Source organism: Niabella yanshanensis (genome assembly GCF_034424215.1).
In the GTDB taxonomy this organism is placed as follows: Bacteria; Bacteroidota; Bacteroidia; order Chitinophagales; family Chitinophagaceae; genus Niabella; species Niabella yanshanensis.
In genome coordinates this window covers 3,714,873-3,736,893 of sequence record NZ_CP139960.1, presented here as the reverse complement: position 1 = coordinate 3,736,893, position 22,021 = coordinate 3,714,873, and the positions used below count along the sequence as shown (strand labels likewise).

The following is a 22,021-nucleotide window of genomic DNA, read 5'->3' as shown; positions in this document are numbered from 1 at the left end:
TTTATAAAATAATTTCATCGCTTTTATCAGATGATGTTAATTTCCGTTCTTTTGTATCAACAATTACCTCGCCTTCTCTTATCGCTTCTTCTATTCGCAAAGCATATTGACAGGCTTCTCTCCACTTAAGGTTCAAACCGCTACTTTGCTGATTGGTTTGCGCTGACTTTACACCTCCGTTGAACAACACTACCAGATCTTTTCTATTTTTAATTCTTAAGGCATAAAGGCGAAGTGGAAAATCCGGATAACAAAATACAATTTCACCTAACTGCACCCTCTTTCTATTCGGTAAACCCACTACTTCATTTTCAAAACGGTTGAATAAAACATCCAAAGCACCGTGATCGTCACCTATCGCATCAAGCACAAAGCTTAATAATTGCTGAACCGACTGCTTATACTCTGGCAACTGATGGTATTTATCGAAAAACAGATCCGTCTCGTTTTGATGCGCACCATCCTTACGCACTGTATAAAAGGTACATTTTGTCCCTTCATCATCCCACAATTCCAAGGCAAAGGTATTCACTTATAAGTTAATTTACAAGATTAGCAATCTTTTTTAGAGAAATTTTATTTTACCCTTCAACATAGACCGCGCTGTCGTTGTAACATAAGGCCAACAAGTTATGGTTTTCAAATCCTGGGAAGGCTTATTTATTTCTTCTCCAACAAGCTTTGCAATAAGCTGATCTGCTCATCTTTTAGCTTTATGACTTCAGCATTTAAACGCCTCACTTCCTCAAAAGCCTCTACTAACTTATCCAACGGATTAAAAGTGCAGTAGGGGTTAACAGCATTCAATGTTGAACTATCATTACTGGTAAATGTATTAGAGATAATACTAACCGCCTTCTCCTCATCAAAATTTTGTATAGCTTCCATGGGTATTTTAAGTATAGCAGCTAGGTCTTTTAATACTGCTGCATCTATGGTTTCTTTCTGTTCTAATAAAGATATCTTTTGCTGGTTCCAATCATCGCCGAGGTCGGCCGCTAACGCATCCTGCTTTATGCCGAGCATTTCGCGGAAGCGTTTTACGTTTCTACCTTCGTGTATTTTCTGGGTGGGTGCAGTGGAGTTCATAGGCAAATTTAAGTGTTATGATCATACAAGTTACTGTATAAAGTTACGTAAAATACGCGCATAAAAGCAGTAATTTACAAGGCTTCTAAACCGGTTTAATGACATTTTTGCTCAATCAAAAGTGCACTTTCATCAATATTTTGCACATCCAGAAATGCATTTTAGCATTTTTATATGCCTATTACTCTCTTGGGTAGTTCACAGCTTCCAACCCCTACCCTATCTTCACCCTGCCGCCTTCTCTCTTTACCACCCCTCCCCGCTCGGCCTCATCAATGGCATAGCGCAATAAGCTGTCTATTTGCTTTCCTACTTTGGCGAATCCAAAAACGCGGCAGAGATAACGGATCAGCTCCTCTTCTTCAATGCTGAGATTGTGCACCACGGCTTCCTGTATGGCGACTACTATTTCTTCCGGTGCAATATCTTCGATGGAACGTTTTTCTATACTATTATCGCGGTAATAGTCAATAGTACGATCAGTATGGCTCCAGTAAAAGGGCTGATGATGCAGGGTAGCAGTTATGGCCATTTCACTGATGAGCTCCTGCAAATAAGCTTCCAGCCTGGCTCCGGCACGGGTGGTGTTCCATGCCTGCAGTATCTTCTTATACAACAGGCTTTTACTGATGGGCGCTTCGGCATCCAGCAATATTTTAATTTGCTGCTGAACGCGGGAACGGTTATCTGGCTTATAAATAGTTTCACTGCTGGCATGAGGCTCTTGCGGTAATGACTGCGGCTGGTAAGCTCTCCGTTTACTTGCTGTATCTGGAAGCGTTTTGGATGATGCTGCCTCTACCTGCTGCACTATGGGAGTCGCTGCTGTTATCTTTTTTTCAAGCTGTTCTTCAACTATACCAGGTTGTTGTAAAATCAGCTCCGATTTTTGAACAATGGCATCAATCACTTTGTCGCTGTTCTCATACCAGTCCATGGTCCATACCCGGTGCAGGTTCCAGCCCAAAGCTTGCAATACCGATGGCATGACGCGCTCGCGATCATTGGCCGTACGGGCATTGTAATAGTAGTCCCCATCGATCAGAATACCCAAAAGATACTGCTGTGTTTTACCAGGATGTACAATACCGATATCTACTTTAAACCCTGATGTACCAATATCACACCGTACCTGTAAGCCTTTTTCTTGCAGGCGTTGGGCAATCGTCCTGGCCAAACCAGCCTGCTCCCTCTGTACATCCTGCGCCCGCAAAGCCAACTGACCGTGTTGCGCAAATTGCAGAAAGGCTTTCAGGCCTGCTACACCTTCGGCCGAAGTACGGCTCAGATCAACCTGGTCGGCGCTTAAAGTAGCAAACACATGCATTTCATAACGGGCCCTGGTCACGGCTACGTTCAACCTGCGCCAGCCGCCATTGCGGTTCAACGGACCAAAATTCATAAACATCTTTCCCTGCTCGTCGGGTGCATAGCCTACCGAAAACAATATGATATCCCTTTCATCCCCCTGTACATTTTCCAGGTTTTTGGTGAACAAAGGCTCTGCTGCTTCATTGGCTAACTGTTCCAGCGCCGCATCTTTCATAAACAGCGCCTGCAGCTTATCTTCTACCAGGCTTTGCTGGGTTTGGCTGAATGTGACTACGCCCAGGCTGCGTATGCTTCTCTTTGGATCGGTATAGTGTTGTTGAATATATTGTACAATAGCATCAGCTTCAAAACTATTGGTGCGGGTCTTTCCTTTATCATAAAAACCCGGCACATGATGGTATTGCACTTTACGGTTAAGATCATCTGCTGAAGGGAATGTCAACAGCTTGTTTTCGTAATAATTCGCATTACTAAAAGCAATCAAACTTTCGTGCTTGCTGCGATAATGCCGCAATAAATATTTGGAAGGAACCGATAAAGACAGGCAATCATCCAATATGCTTTCCAGGTCTTCTATTTCCACATCTTCCTCGTCTGTTTTCTGGCTGGTAAAAAACGCCGTTGGTGGCATTTGCTTGGGATCACCCACAATAACCGCCTGCTTTGCTCTGGCCAAGGCGCTGACGGCCTCACAGGTAGGCAACTGAGAGGCCTCATCGAAGATCACCAGGTCGAAATGATTGGCATCCACATCAAAATATTGTGCTGCTGAAATGGGACTCATCAACATGCAGGGCGCCATGCGGGGTAATAAGGTGGGTAGCTGATCAAAAAGGCGACGGATGCTTATTCCCCTGCCCCTGCTTCGGATAGCCCTTTGCAGGATGCCAGGTTCGGAGCTTTGCAGGGCTTCCACACCCGCATTGGGCAATTGAGCCGCAAGCTTGTTCCTCAAGGTTTGTATGGTTAACTGTTGAAACTCTTTAGCTATTTTTTTATACTGCTCAATTTTAGTTTCAAACATGCCTGCATTAAACAAGCTCAATGCTTCATGTTGCCCAATCACTTTTTGCACCGTAGCCCGGTGCACCGCGTAATGGCAATAAGTGGTAATATCAGCGGCTGTACAGTCCTTGCTTTCAAAAGCGGTGATCAGCCAATCCAGCTGCAGCCGTTTACCCATATTGGACTGCTGCACGTAATTCATCCAGTTTTTTAAATGTGGCAGGTGAGATTGCAATACCCCTACTTGTTCCAGCCCTGCCTGTGTCCAACCATCACCTGTAGGAAGAACGATTCCCGTGAGCGCTTCGAACTGCCCGATGGCTTCAGATGTTTGCATTGCCTTTGGCTGTAGCTCCCGCTGCAAAGCAGGTTGTATGCCTTTGATATCATCGGTATATACCAGGGACTGTTGTTGCAGCTGACTCAGCCATTGTAAAAAAGCTGCTCTTCCGAATGGCTGAAGGAGTACACTTAGCTGCTGTATTTTCGATGCCTTATCATCAATATCCGTAATATTGGTTTGTTCGTCTTTGTATAAATTCTTTAAAGCCTGCTGAACAGCCTGGTAGCGTTGCTGCTGCAAAATCGTCTCTTCTTCTTTCAGCTGCCGGTGTTGCTGAAACAACTGAACGATCTCATCATTATTTTCAATAGCCTGGTGCTTATAAAGAGATAACTGTTTCTTAAGCTTTCTCTTGTTCCACCATTTAGGCAGGAACCAGGACTGTTCTGCCTGTTTCCAGGCCATTTCAATACCTGCTACATCTGCTGATAAAACATTAAGGTTATAGTTAGCTGTAATGGCTTTTAATAGTGCCTGATGTTGTTGAAAATGCCGCTTCCAATCTTCGTAAGTATTGTAGTTTTCCCGGTCTGCCAGGTAGACAGCTAATGGCAGTGGCATATCGGGCAGGCGACTCAGCCCCTCTACTGCAGTTACAAATTGCTGCTGCGTATTTTTATTGGATAATGTGAAAGGAAATTGTAGTGCCGATGCAACCGACTGAACCGACTGCTGATAAGCAGGCAGCAGACCAGTGATTTTTTTAATGGATGCTTCAATTTCGTCTTGTAATGCAGCAGTGTAACCCTGAAGCTGCAATGCCGCCAGTGGATTTTCAGCCGGGTGTATGATCATTTGCGCAATGGATTGAAAACCGGGCAACCAGTCCTGCCATTGTTGCCAGCGTTGGGTATCCAGCTCCTGCAACACCTGTTCGGGCAGCGGTTTGGGCTGCGTTGGTCGATCGCGATAAGCTTCCAGCGCGGTAATGCCTTCATACAGGCTCCAGCCCCATGGTTGTTTCTGATGCAAAAGGTTTACGTATTGACTGATCTGCTCTTTTACCTGGTCTAACCTTTTAGCTTCCTGCTCGAAATCAGCCACAACGCCATTACGGGTAGTTTCCAATGTAGCAGCCAGCTGTGCCAGTACGTCCGATTTTTTTGACTTATTAGAGTGCAGCTCTAGTGAAAAAGGCGCCAGTCCTATTTGTTCCAGTCGTTTATGCACTACATCCAGTGCCGCTTTTTTGGCTGCTACAAACAAAACCCGCTTACCGCGGTACAAAGCATCGGCAATAATATTGGTAATGGTTTGCGACTTACCGGTTCCGGGAGGTCCATGTAAAATATAGCTCTGTCCCTTTTGCGCGGTGATCACTGCTTCCATTTGCGATACATCGGTAGCAATAGGTAGCGCCAACGATGCGGATGCTACAGCATCAAAGTCTGCGTTCCCGATATTGGCCTCCATATCACCCGAAACCAGCCGGCCTTCTACCAGGCTTCGAACCATATCACTTTTCAATAAAGCTTCCTGGTGCTGCACGATATCTTTCCATAATATCAGCTTGCTGAAAGAGAAATTACCCAGCACCAGCTGCTCTTCTACATCCCAGCCTTTCAGTTGCATAATGGCCCGGCGTAAAATGCCCATCACTTTTGCAACGTCCACCCCCTTCTCATCGTAGGGCAGCTGTTCCAGCCCGCTTAAATTGAGCTGGTACTCCTGTCTCAAAAATTCCAGCAGGGTCATATTGATCATGGTATCCTCTTCCCTGCTCTTTAGATTAAACCGGCTGTTAACCGAACGGCGGCTCAACTCTACCGGCAATAATAATATGGGTGCAAACCTGGGGTGCTCAGGCGTTTTACCGTCATACCATTTTAAAAGTCCGACTGCTAAAAACAAAGTACTGGAGCCATTTTCTTCAATGGCTTGCTTTGCGCTTTTATGCATGTAAGCCAATATGTTTTCCAGGTCCTGCTGGTGATAATGTGTGAGCAGGCGATTATATTTAAGCTCTTCATTCGCCATCTGGTAGAGCGGAGAAGAATGATGAAGTGGTTGCGTAAACAGATTGTATCGTCGCAGAGGCTCGGCTGTAGCATGGGGTAGAATGGAAAAGCTTTTGCCATCACTCAGCGTATCTTCCAGGTGACTGATGTCAATATCCACCAGCTGTAGCATATTGCGCGTCATGCGCAGGTTGAGCAGGTTGTTGCGTAAAGAGAGGTCCAGCAGTTTGCGTTCCCAAAGCTTTTGTTTGGTGGTTGCCTTAGCCCCACTCACCAGCTCATCCTGGTAAATAGCTCCCAGGTCAAAGCTATGCTGTAAACTAACAGCCCGCTCCTGTTCCATTGCGGCTTCATCCAGTTTTGTGGTTGTACCCTGGTGCAACAAAGGCAGGGGACGAATACGAGCGGTACGGGCACGCCTGATATCTACTGACAATATAAAATCTTCCTTCTCTACCAATTGCGCCTCTCCCATATTTAAGGCTTCGAGAAAACTGGTCTTATTGCCTTTACATACTGAGGTAGCTTCAACAGCCGCCAATTCCCGTATCCCTTTACTCAACCGTTTAGTAATGGCAGCCTTATCATCATTGATCACTTCTGCAAACTTATCATCGTGCAGCCAGCAACCTACAAATGCATGTCCATGTGTAATAATCAGCAGGGGATTGAGATCAGCTGCTTCCAGGCAGGCGGCGAACAGTAAACTGATGTCGATGCAATTACCGAATTTTTCCTGCTGAAGCGTATTTAATAAACGCAGTCTTTGCCCCGTAGCTTCATACCCGGGTGGTAGCGAGCTATACACAATTTCTTCGCTTTGAATGGCAGTGTAAATGGCTGACATGGTTTGCATGACAGTCTCGGGGCTATTTTGCTGGTATCCGTCGAATGCTGCTTTCAGGCGTAGCCGGTCCAATACTTCTACCGCCTTCCGCTTGATATGATATACATAAGGGTGATTGGGTGTGACGTAGGCCGCAATCAACTCCGGCAAAACCTGGAACCCGCCAAAGTATTCGAGTGGATGAACATCTATTGTTAGCGTGTCACTGATCAATATCTCGTCCTGTTGTTTAACATTTATTGTAAGAACCGCCTTCTCTGTTTCCGACAATTGACTTATATAGTCCCGGTTTATCTTCAGCGCATCCACCGGTATCCGGATCTCTTTGCCTGCAGGTGCCTGGGCTATGAGATAACGAAACGTTTCTATACAGGGTATATCAGATTTTAATTCCAGCTCTAAACCGAAATAATCCCCTGCCCCCTTATTGCTGATCGTTAACTCCCGTATCAATGGAATGTTATTCAGGTAAAGTGAAATATTCAAAAATGGAAAAATCTCTTTATGCAATTGAATGGTATTACTATTGATCATAGTACAGCGTTCTACTTGTTTTATGAAATGATGTCGATACGGATGAGTAATTTATATACTTTTTAAATACCAGCAGCCGGGTTTGAAATTTAAAAGTATGAATTAACAGAGGCTTACTGCTCTTCGCAGATCATAAATATTAAGTTCCTTACGCCCCGGAACTGCCAGAAGTTAAGGTCGCCGGTTAGCTTTCCCGATACCCCAATATACTAATATACAAAAAATAAATCATATAACCAAATTTGAAATCGGCAGATCGGCCCATCTCCACACATTTCCGTAAATTCGCCGTATGGCAATTCTAAAATTCAGAGTATATTTTGAGGAGGACGACAGCATTTACCGTGATGTAGTGATCAAGCATACGCAAAACTTCTTGCAACTGCATGAAACAATTTTGAAAGCCTATGAGTTTGATAACAAGCACCAGGCTACATTTTATCGCAGCAATGACAACTGGCAGCAAGGCCGTGAAATTTCGCTGGAGAAATACGATAAAAAATACAAAGTAGATCCGCTGATCATGGCCGAAACCACCATCGGATCTGAAGTAAAAAATACGAACCAGCGCTTTACTTATACCTACGACTTTCATAAGGTTTGGAACTTTCTGATCGAGCTGATCAACGTATCGAAAGAGGCTGATAGTCGCCAGGAGTATCCGGCGGTAGTACGTAGCGAAGGCATCGGACCCAAACAATATGGCACAAAAGGGCTATTAGGCGATAAATTTGCCGATATTGAAGAGAAATATGACCTCACCCGCGGTGCAGAAGGATTTAACGTAAAGAATGAAGAAGGCGAGGATATGGGCATTGAGGAATCGGCGGAAGGATACCAGGACGAAGAAGATTAATATCCTACTCCAATTATAAATTTCAATTATCAAATCGATTATTGTTATCGCAGGACCAACGGCAGTGGGCAAAACTGCGCATGCCATTGAAGTAGCCCGGCATTTCAATACAGTTATTCTCTCGGCTGATAGCCGCCAGTGTTTCAAAGAAATGAATATTGGCGTGGCCCGCCCTTCGGTAGAAGAGCTGAGCCAGGTAGCTCATTATTTTATTGCCTCCCATTCTATAGGGGAAGATATTAACGCGGCATGGTATGAGCGCTATGCGCTGAACCTGTTAAACGGGCTTTTTTTAAAGTATGATACTGTTGTGGTTACCGGCGGCACCGGCCTGTATATCAAGGCATTGACCGAAGGTTTGGACGCGATACCCGAAGTTGCCACACACATAAGAACGCAGGTGGTTAGTGCGTATGAAGCAAAAGGCATCAGCTGGCTGCAGGAGCAACTTCGACAGCATGACCCTTTTTTTTCCAAAACCGGTGAAATGCAAAATCCCCAACGGATGATGCGGGCTCTGGAAGTGATATTGGGAACTGGGCAGTCCATTACCAGCTTCCGCAATTCGGCCAAGCAGCCCCGCCCGTTTGAAACCATCCTGATAGGGCTCGAACTATCTCGCGAGACGCTATATGAAAGGATCAATTTACGGGTAGACGGGATGATGCAAGCCGGACAGGAAGAGGAAGCCCGGTCGTTATTGCCCTATCGGCATCTTAATGCTCTGCAAACCGTTGGTTACCGGGAGCTGTTTGATTATTTCGATGGTACAATTTCCCGCGAAGAAGCCATAGAACAGATCAAACAAAATACCCGCCGCTATGCCAAACGGCAAATGACCTGGTTTAAAAGGCAGGCGAAAATGCATTGGGTGGATGCAGAAGAAGGTAAGATCATTCCATTGGTAGAAAGGTTGATGGAGAAGCTAGTAGGGAATAGCAAGTAGGTGAGAGAAAATTCAATAAGCAATTTTCAATACTCAACAATCTCTGCGCCTCTGCCTCTCTGCGAACGCTGCGTTAAACAAAAAGCAAGTGGGGAATGGCTAGTAGCAAGTAGGTGGGAGAAAACATTCAATAAGCAATTTTCGATACACAACCATCTCTGCGCCTCTTACTCTCTGCGACCTCTGCGTGAAATAAAAGCAAGTGGGGAATAGCGAGTAGCGAGTAGGTGAGAGAAAATATTCAATAAGCAATTTTCAATACTCAACAATCTCTGCGCCTCTGCTTCTCTGCGAACTCTGCGTGAAATAAAAGCAAGTAGCGAGTAGCAAGTAGGTGAGAGAAAACATTCAATAAGCAATTTTCAATTTTCAATACTCAACCATCTCTGCGCCTTCGCTTCTCGGCTAACTCTGCGTGAAATAAAAGCAAGTGGGGAATGGCTAGTAGCAAGTAGGTGGGAGAAAACATTCAATAAGCAATGCTCGATTTTTAATACACAGCTATCTCTGCGCCTCTTACTCTCTGCGACCTCTGCGTGAAATAAAAGCAAGTGCGGAATAGCGAGTAGCGAGTAGGTGAGAGAAAATATTCAATAAGCAATGCTCGATTTTTAATACACAGCTATCTCTGCGCCTTCGCTTCTCTGCGAACTCTGCGTGAAATAAAAGCTAGTAGGGAATAGCGAGTAGCAAGTAGGTGTTTGAAATTCAAGATTTGAGGTTTAAAATTCAGGACATTAGGATTGCCTTAGTGAAAGAAAGGCTAATGGCGAGTAGGTGAGATAAATAGACAATTCTTAATTTTCAACAATCCCTGTACATATCTGCGTCTCCGCTTCTTTGCCGCGCTCCGCGTGAAACAAACAGGCATAAACCCAGTATCTTTGCCGGATGATACAGGAAGAGGAACAACAAGAAGAGATTTTTAACGACGACATCCCGGATACAGATAAAACAACCCTGCTGGAAATCAGCAAATGGACCCGGCTGATCTCGGTAATAGGATTTGCCATTGGATCGTTTGTAGTCGTTATTATGCTCTTTAGCGGAGCACAGATCTTACAAACTATGGCAACATCAATACCTTCTATGAAGGGGATGTATCCTGTTTTGGTAGCCGGCTTTTTTGTTGTCTTCTTTATTGCAGCCATGGTTCTATATTTCCTTTATAAGGCGTCAAGGTTATTATTACAAGGTATTCATCAGCAAAACAACGCCCTGTTATCCCAGGCATTTGTATACCTGAAAAATTTTTTCATTGCTGTTATTGCCTTTACGGGTTTGCAACTCATCATAAATCTATCAAATCTTTTCTAACTCATGCAGCAGGATCAACAAGTTTCCAACGAAATACCTTTCTTACATCAGCATATACTATCAGCCGCAAAAATAGCCGCTATAGCTGCTTTTGTATCCCTGTCCGGCTCGTTGGCAGGAATACTCGCAACACTCACCCGCCCTCTACCCGCAGCCCCTGCTGCCCAGGAGGGTTTTAGCAAGGATGACATGCAACAGCTGATGCAGAGCAGTACTTATATATCAGCATTTATTTCCCTGGCCATAAGTGTACTGGCCTTCTATTTCCTCTTTCGCTTTTCTACGCTTGCTAAAACAGGAATTACCAATAATAGCCCGGTGAAACTGACTACCGGGTTACAAAGCCTGGGACATTATTTTAAAATATGGGGTATTATTATGTTCCTGATCATTGCCCTGTTTGTGCTGTCTCTTATTGGAGGCATGCTGGGCACTGCCTTTGGCGGATAGTAAGCCTTATTTTACCGAAAGGTAATTGTAGTCTTTCAGCAATCTTTCCAGGAACTCATATGGATACATATCCGTTTCGATCTGCAGGTAGTTCTTCACTTTTGTGGCGGCTATGGCCAATTCATCATGATGCCGGGAGTTTTTAGCATTGCCTAAAATGTTTTTAATAATATTCAGATCCTTGTCGCTGATACGCATCACCTGCGGGAATGCCGGTACATATCCCTCTTCCACTTCCCTGAAAATAGTATTGTGCAGGCTTTCCCCGGCTGATGTTTTAATAACAATCGTCTGGGCCAGGATATCACCAATGCGCTGGGCCTTTTTAGAGTTGGCGACCAGTATAATATCAGTCAGTAAAAAAGCCATCCCAAATGTAAAAGCAATCATTCCTTCCGTATCTCCTCCTGCACGGAAAGAAAACAGCATGAGCAAAAGAATGACGATCCACAAATCAGAAACGCGCAATAGCCACCGTATCAACAACTGGCTGATAGAAGGACGTCCGCCGTTGATGCTTACTATTCTCAGGTTCATTATTTTTTTGCCAATGCTTTGTCCGTTGGTAAGCGATTCAAAAAGAATATGGTATAAAAAAATGGGAGACATGGCCAGGAGCCCGATAGCCCATTGATTAAAGCCGGCATCTGAGCCAAAACCAATTGAGATTTTGCCAAGCAGGTAACTGGCCAATATCACGTACAGAACCTGTACCACCATATCAATCAATAATGCTACCCAACGCCGTCCCAGGCCTGGTGCATCAAACTCCAGGCTGATATTAAAACTTGTGGGTACACTCACAATAGGCATATAGCTGCTTTAGTGTAAAAATAGGTTCTTCCTGCAAAAAAACCTTGATGAAAAGAGGAATACGATTTTGCTAAATATACCTGCAATGGCATCTGTGTTCATCTTAATATCACCCTTTCAGGGTTGATTGCCTTCCGGTTTAAATTTTCTATTGGCTCCCTTTGGTTTGATGGCGGATGTTTTCCCACCTGCCCTAATTTATAATAGCGACCCCTTCGGTTTTTATGATAATATTTAGCATCTTGCCTGACCCAATAACCTGGAACAGCCTGATAGGATCCGGTTAAAAAGGATCGGAACCTCTCTAACACAGACGATCACTACTATCTTTTAAGCTTGTTGACGCGATATTTCCCTGGTAACAGCCCGCCCGTTAAAAAAGCAAAAAAATTTAACTTTTTCGTAGGGGTAAATGAATATCCGGTTGTAGTATATATAGGGATGCTATTTTTGTAGCGCTGATGGCTTTGGACAGTGTTCAATATAAAAATGTTTTTGACCTTCATTATGAAGCGTTATATGGGTATGCCTTCTCTATTTTAAGGGAAGAAACCTATACGGAGGACATATTGCAAAATATTTTTATAAAGCTTTGGCAACACAGGGAAACAGTAAACCCGGAGACGGTAAAGGCCTACCTGTATACATCGGTTCGCAATGAATGCCTGAATCATTTAAAGCATAAAGTGGTCAAAGCGGGTTACATGCAGCATCAGATGGCCGGGGGCGTTGCCACGGACAATCATATTCATACAGAACAAAAAGAATTACATGAGAAGATACAGGATTTGGTCAACCAGCTTCCCGAAAAATGTGCAACCGTTTTTTATATGTGCCGGCAACTAGGGTTGAGCTACCGGGAGGTAGCTGAAGCATTAGGCATTTCTGTTAAGACGGTAGAAAATCAAATGTCGAAAGCTTTAAAATTTTTACGAGGCGGCTTAACAGAGTACCTGGTATCTATCTTGCCATTATTCATTCTTCAACTCATCAATTTATAATATATGGAGCATAAATTGATAGCTTACTATGAGCAAACGCTGGACGCTCCGGAGCAACAAGAGGTGGAGCAATGGATTGCAGAAAGCGCCGAACATAAAAAAACATACGAGGATACGATCAGGATCTGGGAAAACTCCCGGATCAACCCTGCATACAAACTCTTTAATAAAGAACTGGCCTGGCAAAAATTACAGCAGCAGCTGGAAGAAAACCCGTTAGTAAACACGAAAAAAGCAAAAGTCATCAGCCTTAACTGGCGTAAAGGGTGGGCTGTAGCCGCATCTATCACAGCTTTGGTGGTATTGTTTTTATTCATCAATAATCCCAGGCCCGAGCAATTTACCGCTCAAAAGGAACAACGTACTATCATTTTGAAAGATGAAAGCAAAGTAACCCTTTATGAAGAAGCTTCACTAATGGTAGCTAAAGCGTTCAATAAAAAAACAAGAACCGTTACCTTAAAAGGCAATGCTTATTTCGATATTGCAAAAAATGCGGCCAAGCCGTTTATCATCCATAATAATGATATGGATGTGGAAGTATTGGGTACTTCGTTTACCATACAACAGGGAGTTGGTTTTAACACGGTTTTCGTACATAGCGGAAAAGTAAAAGCAACGCTGGCAGACAAAAGTGTAATAGCTACTGCTAATCAAAAAATTGTAAAAGACAACCGCAATAACCAACTGCGCGTATTACCATTTAATAATACCATTAATGAGGCATTGCATACACAACTTATTAAAATTAAAGATATGCGGGTAGACAGCCTGGCGCAAATGCTGGAAGGTCTTTACAACATAGAGCTACAGTTAGCCCCGGGTATTGAAAGCAAAAAGGTTACGAGTACTTATCTGATCCACTCGGAAACGCCTGATCAGATCGTTGAAAATATTGCCTTAATGATCAATGCCAGCTGGATTAAAAAAGATCATAATCAATACCTCATTTCTAAATAAGCCCTTTTGAGAAAATATTGCGCCTTCTTCTTACTGTTGCTTTTTAGCCATGCCCTTTTTGCCCAGGAAAAAATACTGCAACAAAAAGTATCGGTTGACTTCAGAAACATTACTATGTATGATGCCCTGATGCAGATAGAGCGTAAGGGGGGCTTTTATTTTTCTTACGACAACCAGTTTATTAAAAACCAGAAAAAAATATCTTTTACTGCGACGGATGCGCCTGTCAAGGAGGTGTTAGACCGGTTACTGGATAAGGAATATTACTACATCATTAATAATAACAAAATAGTTATCCGTAAAAAAGAAACAGAATACATTACGGTACAGGGTTCCTTTTTTGACAATACCGATCAGAAGCCGGTAGAGTATGTAACGGTTTATGAGCCAAACCTGAAGATCGGAACCATGTCTAACGACCAGGGGCATTTCTCGCTTAAAGTACCTCTAAACAGCAATATCAAAATTATAGCTAACCGGGTGTCTTATTACGACACCAGTTTCACGGTGGAGGGCAAAAGCAATACAGCGCTAAAGATTGGCCTGACACCCAATATCACTACTGAAGAAACGTTTACGGTTCATTCTATCGAACGGCATTGGCTGGCAAGAAGCGTTATCAGCACCAAACAAAAATTCAACAGCCTTAACCTGAAAAATTATTTCTATGAACGCAAATTCCAATTAGGGTTCTGGCCGGGCATTGGTACCAAAAGTGCTTTAAAAGGGCAACAGGAAAATAAAATATCTTTCAATGTTTTTGGCGGGTATGCGGCACAGGTAGATGCATTCGAACTTGGAGGATTGTTTAACATTGTACAAAAACATGTACGATCTCTGCAAATAGGCGGGTTATTTAACGTGGTGGGAGGTACGGTAAACGGCGTTCAGATTGGTGGCCTGAATAACTACGTTGCCGGAGACGTCAACGCGTTGCAAATTGGAGGATTGGCAAATATTAATAAAAGCAATACTACCGGATTACAGATTAGTGGCTTGTACAACCAAACACAGCTATTCAACGGACTGCAAATTGGCGGGCTGGCGAATTATACCCAAAATATAAACGGCGGCATGCAACTGGCCGGACTGGTCAATCATACCAGGCAATTTAAAAAAGGAATGCAGCTTTCCGGTCTGGCTAATATTACGACACAGTTGGATAAGGGCGCACAGGTAAGCGGATTGGTGAATTACGCCAAAAAGATCAACGGGTTCCAGTTAGGCGTCCTGAACCTGGCCGACACATTAAACGGTGTATCCATCGGGCCATTCAATTATAGCCGTAATGGTAAGCATTCTTTATCGGTATCTGTGCAGGAAAATCAGCAGGTAAATATAGCCTATAAATCGGGCAGCTATAAATTATATAATATTATACAGGTAGGCTGGCTCAACAGTGATGTGGCAGGCGGCCATTATTTATTTGGTTACGGGTTGGGAAGCGAATGGAAATTGAAAGGAAAGCTTAAAATGGCTACCGAGCTGATCAACCTGCATTATACAGTTACCGATAACTTTGATACAGATTACAGCAATATCATTCTTCAACCGCTCTTTATCTACCAGCTGCATAAAAATATCCAGTTATTTGCCGGTCCGAGGCTGCAATACCAACAGCCTGTTAAAATGGGAAACAAAGCTTACTACAGTAACTTTAGCAGGAACATGCTCCCCTTGATTGAAGGTAAAAAAGATGCACTTCACCTGGGCTTTTCACTAGGCGTAAATATTTTTTAAGAAAGCATAGGGGTAAGCTTTCATTAATGTGTATTAGCAGTATATACATTAACTATGCTTTTAAAAAACAAATGCCTACTCGCGTTTCTTTCTCTTACTACTACTTACTGCTTTGCCCAGGAGCCCGTTGCCAACCATGTTCATCTGGGCATCGTAACACCCATAAGTACGCAAGGCAGGCAGGCCGGCGACATTAGTCCTTCTTTTGCCCTGCAAGCCTTACAGGGTGTGAACTACAATAATAAAGGTGCTGCTATTGCCGGCCTTTACACCAAACTATACGGCAGCAATAAAGGCGTGCTGATCAGTGGGCTGGCCAACCAGGTTCGTGAATCGAATAAAGGTGTATCCATTGCCGGTTTGTATAATGGCGCTGAGAATGGCCGGGGTATTCAAATAGCAGGATTACATAACCAGAAACAGGGCAACGGTTTTATACAGATCAGCGGCTTGAGCAATTGCAGCAGCTATGAATTATTGCAAATAGCCGGTTTGGTTAACGTTGCAAAAAATGCCGATGTACAAATAGCAGGATTGATGAATGTAGCCAGGTCAGTGAAAGGAGTACAAATAGCAGGACTGATCAATATCGCAGACAGCTCGGACTATCCTATTGGTTTTTTAAACATTATAAAGAACGGGGAACAACAAATCGGAATACAGGTTTATGACGACGCTTCGGCCAATATTGTTTTGCGTACCGGCGGTCGTAAGACCTATGGTATCCTGGGTCTGGGAGCCGGATCAGAACTAAAAAAGACGGTACTTCAAATGGAAGCCGGAATCGGATACCGCATTCCACTTTCTCAAAAACTAAGGATTAATGCAGAAGCGGTGAGTATCGCTAAAACAGACTTCACCTTTTATAAACATACAGAATCGCTGCGAGCCTTATTAGGCTACAAACTAACGCCTGCCATAGAAGTAACACTAGGCCCTTCCATCAACACTTACAAATACTCGGACTCCAAACTTTTTTCCGACAACTATATCTGGAAGTACCGGGACGATGAATATTCTTTTGCCCTCACGCTTGGCGCAACTGCCGGCGTACATTTCAACTTATAACCCAAACATATCAAACAAAGTAAAACAAGAACCAATGAAACAGTTATTATCATTAGTAGTTATTGCATTATTCACTTTCACAACAGGATGTAAAAAGGTTTTCCCTGATGGTCCGGCTGTGGAGGAAAACCGGGCTGTAGGAGACTTCAGCAAAGTAGAAGCAGCTTTCAGCGGCAATGTTGAATTTGTTCAAAGTGCTTCTAAATCTGTAACCGTAAAAGCTGCTGACAATTTACAAGGCTATATTATCACCGAAGTAAAAGGCAACACGTTAGTACTCAAAACAAAACCCAATATCAGTATTAAGGGAGGTAGTGTTACCATCTATGTATCTAATCCATCTATGAACGGTGCTACCATTTCGGGCTCAGGCAATTTTAGTCTTAAATCCGATATCAATACCACCTCACTCGACCTTAGGGTAAGCGGCAGCGGTAATATTTATGCGTCTAAACTAACGGCGACCAACCTGGAAGCAGAGATCACCGGCAGCGGCGACATCACTATCGAAGGCGGCACCATCAACACACAAGACATCCGTATCACCGGCAATGGCGACTACCATACCCAGCAAATGCGCAGCGAGCAAGCTAAAGTAAAGGTGAGTGGATCAGGCGAAGCCAGGCTGTGGGCCGATAAGAAACTGGATGTACAAATCTCGGGCAGTGGCGATGTATGGTACTCCGGTAGCCCATCCATAAACACCAGTATTTCCGGCTCGGGTAAAGTGCGAAAATTATAACACTTTTAAAATGTATGGTATGCTCATTGCAAGTATTATTTTGTACTTTATCAGAAAGTATAAGAAAAGAAAACCCAACACTGCAGTTGCAGGCTTGCCTGTTTAATAATTGGTAAACGAGCCCTATTCTTTCACTTAGCTCTAGTATCCATGTCAAATAGAAAAGAAAAGTACGCTGTTATAACCGGCGCCAGCCAGGGCCTGGGCAGCGCGTTTGCAAAAGAGCTGGCGGCTCAGCAATTGAACCTGATACTGGTAAGCCTGCCGCAGCAAAACCTTGCGGCATTTGCCAAGTTCATCAGTAATACCTACCAGGTCCAGGTTCATTATTATGAAACTGACCTCTCGGTTAAGGAAAATGTGCTGATGCTTTGTGACTGGATCAACCAGAACTTTGAAGTGCAGGTGCTGATCAATAATGCCGGGCTGGGTGGCACTAAAAAATTCACCGAAGCATCGATGCAATACATCGATACGATTATGCAGGTAAATGTAGTAGCTACATCACTACTTACTCATCAGTTGCTTCCCAACCTGTTACAGCAAAAGGAAGCTTATATTTTAAATGTATCCAGCATGGCGGCCTTCTCTCCCATTGGATATAAAACAGTATACCCCGCTTCTAAAACTTTTATTCACTCATTTTCAAGGGGATTGAGCGAAGAACTGAAAAATACAGGTGTGGTAGTAAGCGTAGTGAACCCCGGGGCGATGGCTACCAATGCCGAAGTAACCAGCCGTATTAAAAAGCTAGGTTTTGTTGGGAGGCTGACCCTTCTGAAACCAGAGAAAGTGGCAGGTCGTTGCATCCGGCAACTGTTTAAAAAAGACCGTGTAATTATGGTAAACCCCTGGAGCTGGCTGGCCATGGCTTTATTACCCATCTGGATAAAGCTACCTTTACTGACCAATAATATAAAAAGGGAGATTTTATGACAGTTCTGGTTACGGGTATCAGCGGACTACTTGGCACAAACCTGGTATTGCTCTTACTGGAAAAAGGCTATCAGGTAAAAGGTGTTGCCCGCAATATCAGTAGCCTGCCTTTCGGGAAGCACCCCAGGTTAATACTGATCCAAAGCGAGCTTACCGCTGATTTGTCTGCGCATTTAAAAGACACAGACTGTGTGATACATGTAGCCGCACTTACACAACAAAATATCATTCATTATGATGAATACTACCGCGTTAACCATACAGCCACTGCGCTGCTCGCGGAGGGGGCTATTGCTGCGGGTGTGCGCCAGTTTATTTACGTGAGTACCGCCAACACCATTGGCTATGGAATTCAACAAGATGGCCTAAAGGATCCGGAAGATCAACCCATGCGAAAGCCGTTTGACCATTCCTTCTACGCCCGGAGTAAGGCGGCAGCGGAAGCTTACCTGTTACAGCAAACCCATAGAATCAAAGTGCATATTGCAAATCCCACTTTTATGATCGGCCCCTACGACAGCAAACCCAGCAGCGGAGCCATTATCCTGATGGGCATGCACAAACGCCTGCTTTTTTATCCGCCTGGTGGCAAAAATTTCGTGGCGGTAAAAGATGTTGCTTCGGGTATAGAAAAAATGATCCATCAGGGTGAAAACGGCAGGCGCTACCTGCTGGCAGGAAACGACAATCTTAGTTACCGGGATTTTTTTAAACTGCTAAAAGAGCACACCGGTCAAAAGCAGCGGATGATACCTATCCCATCCTTCCTGCTTCAAGTGGCAGGTTGTATTGGAGATTTGCTTAGACAGTTTAGTATAAAAACCAGTTTATGCACTAATAATATGCGGATCTTAAACGTAAAGAATTATTACAGCAATAAAACCTCTGTTAAAGAATTAGGTATGCAGTACCAGGATATTAAAGCGGCGATTGCAGAAAGTGTGACTTATTTTGAAAAGCATTTTCCTGGTTAAGCCCTTTTAGAGCGATTGTAACAATATCTCCACATAAAAACCATTGCGGCCTTCATAAATTTTGTATTTTAGATTTTTAACCGCATTGATTTTGAGAGAGGCGTTATTTATCAAAAAAAACAAAGACCGTTGGCTAAAGGATGAAGCGGCTCCCCCTGTATCACCTGATGAAATGGCCAGTGCTTTTACCCAAACGGTAGATGACCTTGCCTACGCCAAAACTTTTTATGCTCATAGCAAAACGACTAACTACCTGAATAAGCTGGCGGCCCGGATGTACCTGAATATTTACCGCAACCGGAAGGAAGAAAGCAGTCGCCTGAAAACTTTCTGGAAGTACGAATTACCACTTACCATCCAAAAACATCACAGAACCCTATTATTCTCCTTTGTACTTTTTACCGTTTTCTTTTTACTCGGCTTTTTTGTCTCCCGTCAGGATGTGGAGGTAGCACGTAATTTCTTCGGAGATAGTTATGTCAATCAAACCATAGAAAACATTGAAAAAGGTAACCCTTTTGGTATCTATGAAGGGGGCAACCCGTTATTGAGCTGGCTGGGCATTATGATCAACAATATTAAAGTGGCTTTTATATTTTTTGTGTCGGGCATTTTCTGCGGCATACCCACGATGTACAAGCTGGCAGAAACCGGGGCAATGGTAGGTATTTTTGACCAGCTATTTGCATCACATGGATATGGAATTCAATTCTGGCTGGTAGTTTTTGTTCATGGCATGCTGGAGATCACGGCTATTATAGTATCAGGCATGGCTGGATTCGTGCTTGGAAAGAGCTTTTTGTTTCCCGGAACGAAAAAGCGCATAGAGGCTTTTAGAGAAGGTGCCAAAGACGGGGTAAAAATTATGATAGGGATTGTGCCTGTTTTTGTTATTGCAGCTTTTTTTGAAGGCCTTATTACAAGGCTCTACAATGATGCATCGTGGCTGACCTCTTTTATAACCGCAGCTTCCACCGTTTTTGTAATATGGTATTTTATTATTTACCCGATACAGCTTCATAAAAAAAACACAGCGAAAGCACTGTTGACCAGGCAAACCCTATGAATTTTAAAAGGTATCACTTGTTATTGGTTTTACTGCTGGCCGGTATCTTAATAGGTAGTTCCGGGCAGGCACAAACTGATGCTATGGATTCCCTTTCATTTGTTGAGCCTCCTGCTGCAGATACCATTCTTCAAACAGAAGAGGAATACGATGACAATGATTACGAAGGCCAGGAGTCTTATGAGGACTCTATACACAGGGCTGAGACCAATGCCTTCGACACTTTGAGCCGCGGGGCGGCATCCGTTTCAGGGCGTAAGCTTCCGGCCGGTTATATCGACAATTTAAAAAGGGAAGACAATTTTGACTATGTAAAGAATGGCATCCCGGAACCTGAAAAACGGAACGCTCCTGAAATGAGCTTCCCGATTGGTGAAATCTGGATATACGTAGCTATTATCCTGTTCCTTTTACTTCTGGCCTGGTATCTGAAGGAGCACAATCTGTTATTCTTTAGAAAAAAATCCGCTGCTGTTCAATCAGCTCCACAGGAAGAGTTATTGAAAGATATTTTTACTATTGAATATGAGTCGGCTATAAAAGAAGCTTTGAGCAATAATAATTACAGGTTGGCTATAAGGCTTCATTACCTTCAACTATTAAAGACTTTATCGGAAAAAGGAATGATTCAATATCAGCCAGATAAAACCAATTTTGATTACCTGTTACAGATCAGGTCAACGCCCCATCACGCAGATTTTTCAAGCCTCACCCGGCAGTATGAGTATAGCTGGTATGGACTCTTCCCCATTAATCAGGCTCAATACGACCATGTAGAGCAACTATTTGCTAATTTTCATAAAAAAATCGGCGCATAGTGAAGAAAGCATTGCCTTATATATTAACTGCGCTGCTGATATCATCGGTGATCATTTACCTGGTTGCATTGCGTTCGTCGCCCAGAAGCAGGAAGCCAAGCCTGAAAGTAAGCCTCGATAAAAGAGATAAAAACCCCTATGGTGCTTTTGTATTGCATGAAAGCTTAAAAAAGTTCTTTTCGGGCGCGGAGTTTAAAATAAATTATAACTATCCCGGAGACAGTAAAATTTTCGGGTATCATCCCCAGAACCAGTTATACGTCATCGTTCAGCAGGAATTTTTTCCACAAGACTATGAGATAGACGACCTGATCAACTACATTCAAAGAGGCAATAGTGTATTTATAAGTACCTTAAGCTTTAATACCCAGCTGTCCCGCTTTATAAGAGCAAATGTAGAAAAAATCAATTACCTGGATGACGATATAATTGAGTACTATAACGATTCGATGCAGGCCACCATAAGCACACCTCCTTTCAACGGGCAACGGCAGTTCAGCTATCCGGGATCTAGAGTCGAAAGCTTTTTAAACCGGTCGGATAGCAGTATTTCTGAGGTATTGGGGCATGGAACCAATGGTGAGCCGAACCTTATACACTTACAAAAAGGAAACGGTCACTTATATGTTCACACATCGCCGATCGCTTTTAGCAATTATTTCCTTTTATACGATAATAATATCCAGTATTTCGAAAAAATCTTCTCTTTGCTTTCCGCAGCCACACCTGCTGTAATATGGGATGAATACTTTAAACGGCCTCATGCAAAAAATAACAATAAAAAACAATGGTTCAGCTTTATCATGAAGAACAATTATTTCAGGGCGGGTGTTTTAACAGCATTAGCGCTACTCCTTATTTACACCTTAACCGAATTTCGCCGCAGGCAAAGGGTTATACCCGTTATCAACAGTCCTACTAACGATACCCTTGAATTTGTAAAAACAATGGGACTATTATATTATGAACGGGGAGACCACGGCAACCTGGCGCAGAAAATGAGCGCTTATTTCATGGAGCATGTCAGGAGCCGCTACAAGATCTTTGCTCAAACTCCTGACCAGGATTTTGTGAAAGAGCTGAGCTATAAATCAGGTGTATCTGAATCATTGATTAAAGATATTGTCCTCCAGATTGGCCGCATCACCAATGCAGAGGTATATAGCGATACCGAGCTGATCGCCTTACAAAAAAATATTGAATCGTTTCATAACAACGAATAAAAA

18 protein-coding genes are annotated in these 22,021 nt (G+C 43.3%); 14 read left to right on the top strand and 4 right to left on the bottom strand.

Annotated elements, in window-relative coordinates; genetic code table 11:
• Window position 1 precedes the first annotated feature (1 nt).
• The 3 genes from U0035_RS15430 to proA all read right to left on the bottom strand — a co-directional run bounded on the left by U0035_RS15430 (window position 2) and on the right by proA (window position 7,108).
• Window positions 2–532, bottom strand: a complete 531-nt coding sequence (locus tag U0035_RS15430; protein WP_114791844.1) for a hypothetical protein — start codon at window positions 530–532, stop codon at window positions 2–4.
• Between the two features lie 128 nt (window positions 533–660).
• Entirely contained in the window at window positions 661–1,089 is a 429-nt protein-coding gene (locus tag U0035_RS15425; protein WP_114791845.1) for a helix-turn-helix domain-containing protein, read from the bottom strand.
• 214 nt (window positions 1,090–1,303) lie between these two features.
• Window positions 1,304–7,108, bottom strand: coding sequence for an anti-phage protein ProA (proA, locus tag U0035_RS15420; RefSeq protein WP_114791846.1), 5,805 nt, complete (start codon window positions 7,106–7,108; stop codon window positions 1,304–1,306).
• Between the two features lie 292 nt (window positions 7,109–7,400).
• Here proA and U0035_RS15415 point away from each other — a divergent pair, with 292 nt between their 5' ends.
• The 4 genes from U0035_RS15415 (at window position 7,401) to U0035_RS15400 (ending at window position 10,677) form a co-directional block, all read left to right on the top strand.
• Complete coding sequence (locus U0035_RS15415; RefSeq protein WP_114791847.1) at window positions 7,401–7,964, top strand: IS1096 element passenger TnpR family protein; 564 nt, start codon at window positions 7,401–7,403, stop codon at window positions 7,962–7,964.
• A 19-nt stretch (window positions 7,965–7,983) separates the two neighbouring features.
• The gene (gene miaA / locus U0035_RS15410; RefSeq protein WP_114791848.1) at window positions 7,984–8,910 is read left to right on the top strand and encodes a tRNA (adenosine(37)-N6)-dimethylallyltransferase MiaA; all 927 of its coding nucleotides are present in this window, start codon (window positions 7,984–7,986) and stop codon (window positions 8,908–8,910) included.
• Window positions 8,911–9,801: 891 nt separating this feature from the next.
• Complete coding sequence (locus U0035_RS15405; RefSeq protein ID WP_114791849.1) at window positions 9,802–10,227, top strand: hypothetical protein; 426 nt, start codon at window positions 9,802–9,804, stop codon at window positions 10,225–10,227.
• A gap of 3 nt (window positions 10,228–10,230) precedes the next feature.
• Complete coding sequence (locus U0035_RS15400; protein WP_114791850.1) at window positions 10,231–10,677, top strand: cytochrome c oxidase subunit II; 447 nt, start codon at window positions 10,231–10,233, stop codon at window positions 10,675–10,677.
• Between the two features lie 6 nt (window positions 10,678–10,683).
• Here U0035_RS15400 and U0035_RS15395 read toward each other — a convergent pair whose 3' ends face one another.
• The gene (locus U0035_RS15395) at window positions 10,684–11,481 is read right to left on the bottom strand and encodes an RDD family protein (protein ID WP_162817934.1); all 798 of its coding nucleotides are present in this window, start codon (window positions 11,479–11,481) and stop codon (window positions 10,684–10,686) included.
• Window positions 11,482–11,951: 470 nt separating this feature from the next.
• Here U0035_RS15395 and U0035_RS15390 point away from each other — a divergent pair, with 470 nt between their 5' ends.
• From U0035_RS15390 to U0035_RS15345, 10 genes are all read left to right on the top strand, one after another.
• Window positions 11,952–12,491 carry an RNA polymerase sigma-70 factor gene (locus tag U0035_RS15390; protein WP_114791853.1) on the top strand — a complete coding sequence of 180 codons (540 nt, stop codon included), beginning with the start codon at window positions 11,952–11,954 and terminating at the stop codon, window positions 12,489–12,491.
• 3 nt (window positions 12,492–12,494) lie between these two features.
• The gene (locus U0035_RS15385) at window positions 12,495–13,451 is read left to right on the top strand and encodes a FecR family protein (protein ID WP_114791854.1); all 957 of its coding nucleotides are present in this window, start codon (window positions 12,495–12,497) and stop codon (window positions 13,449–13,451) included.
• 6 nt (window positions 13,452–13,457) lie between these two features.
• The gene (locus tag U0035_RS15380; protein WP_114791855.1) at window positions 13,458–15,191 is read left to right on the top strand and encodes an STN and carboxypeptidase regulatory-like domain-containing protein; all 1,734 of its coding nucleotides are present in this window, start codon (window positions 13,458–13,460) and stop codon (window positions 15,189–15,191) included.
• A 54-nt stretch (window positions 15,192–15,245) separates the two neighbouring features.
• Window positions 15,246–16,259, top strand: coding sequence for a hypothetical protein (locus tag U0035_RS15375; RefSeq protein WP_114791856.1), 1,014 nt, complete (start codon window positions 15,246–15,248; stop codon window positions 16,257–16,259).
• A 34-nt stretch (window positions 16,260–16,293) separates the two neighbouring features.
• Window positions 16,294–17,001 (top strand): head GIN domain-containing protein, encoded by a 708-nt coding sequence (locus U0035_RS15370; RefSeq protein ID WP_162817935.1) that lies wholly within the window; start codon window positions 16,294–16,296, stop codon window positions 16,999–17,001.
• 150 nt (window positions 17,002–17,151) lie between these two features.
• A complete protein-coding gene (locus U0035_RS15365; protein ID WP_114791858.1) occupies window positions 17,152–17,937 on the top strand; it encodes an SDR family NAD(P)-dependent oxidoreductase in 786 nt (261 codons plus the stop codon).
• Window positions 17,934–18,911 carry an NAD-dependent epimerase/dehydratase family protein gene (locus U0035_RS15360; protein WP_114791859.1) on the top strand — a complete coding sequence of 326 codons (978 nt, stop codon included), beginning with the start codon at window positions 17,934–17,936 and terminating at the stop codon, window positions 18,909–18,911. Before U0035_RS15365 ends, U0035_RS15360 begins: the two co-directional genes overlap by 4 nt.
• Window positions 18,912–18,972: 61 nt before the next feature.
• The gene (locus U0035_RS15355) at window positions 18,973–19,977 is read left to right on the top strand and encodes a stage II sporulation protein M (RefSeq protein WP_245957766.1); all 1,005 of its coding nucleotides are present in this window, start codon (window positions 18,973–18,975) and stop codon (window positions 19,975–19,977) included.
• Window positions 19,978–19,994: 17 nt separating this feature from the next.
• Window positions 19,995–20,795 carry a DUF4129 domain-containing protein gene (locus U0035_RS15350; RefSeq protein ID WP_327138699.1) on the top strand — a complete coding sequence of 267 codons (801 nt, stop codon included), beginning with the start codon at window positions 19,995–19,997 and terminating at the stop codon, window positions 20,793–20,795.
• Window positions 20,795–22,018, top strand: a complete 1,224-nt coding sequence (locus tag U0035_RS15345) for a DUF4350 domain-containing protein (RefSeq protein WP_114791861.1) — start codon at window positions 20,795–20,797, stop codon at window positions 22,016–22,018. The genes U0035_RS15350 and U0035_RS15345 overlap by 1 nt, the downstream gene beginning before the upstream one ends.
• The last annotated feature ends 3 nt before the right edge of the window (window positions 22,019–22,021 follow it).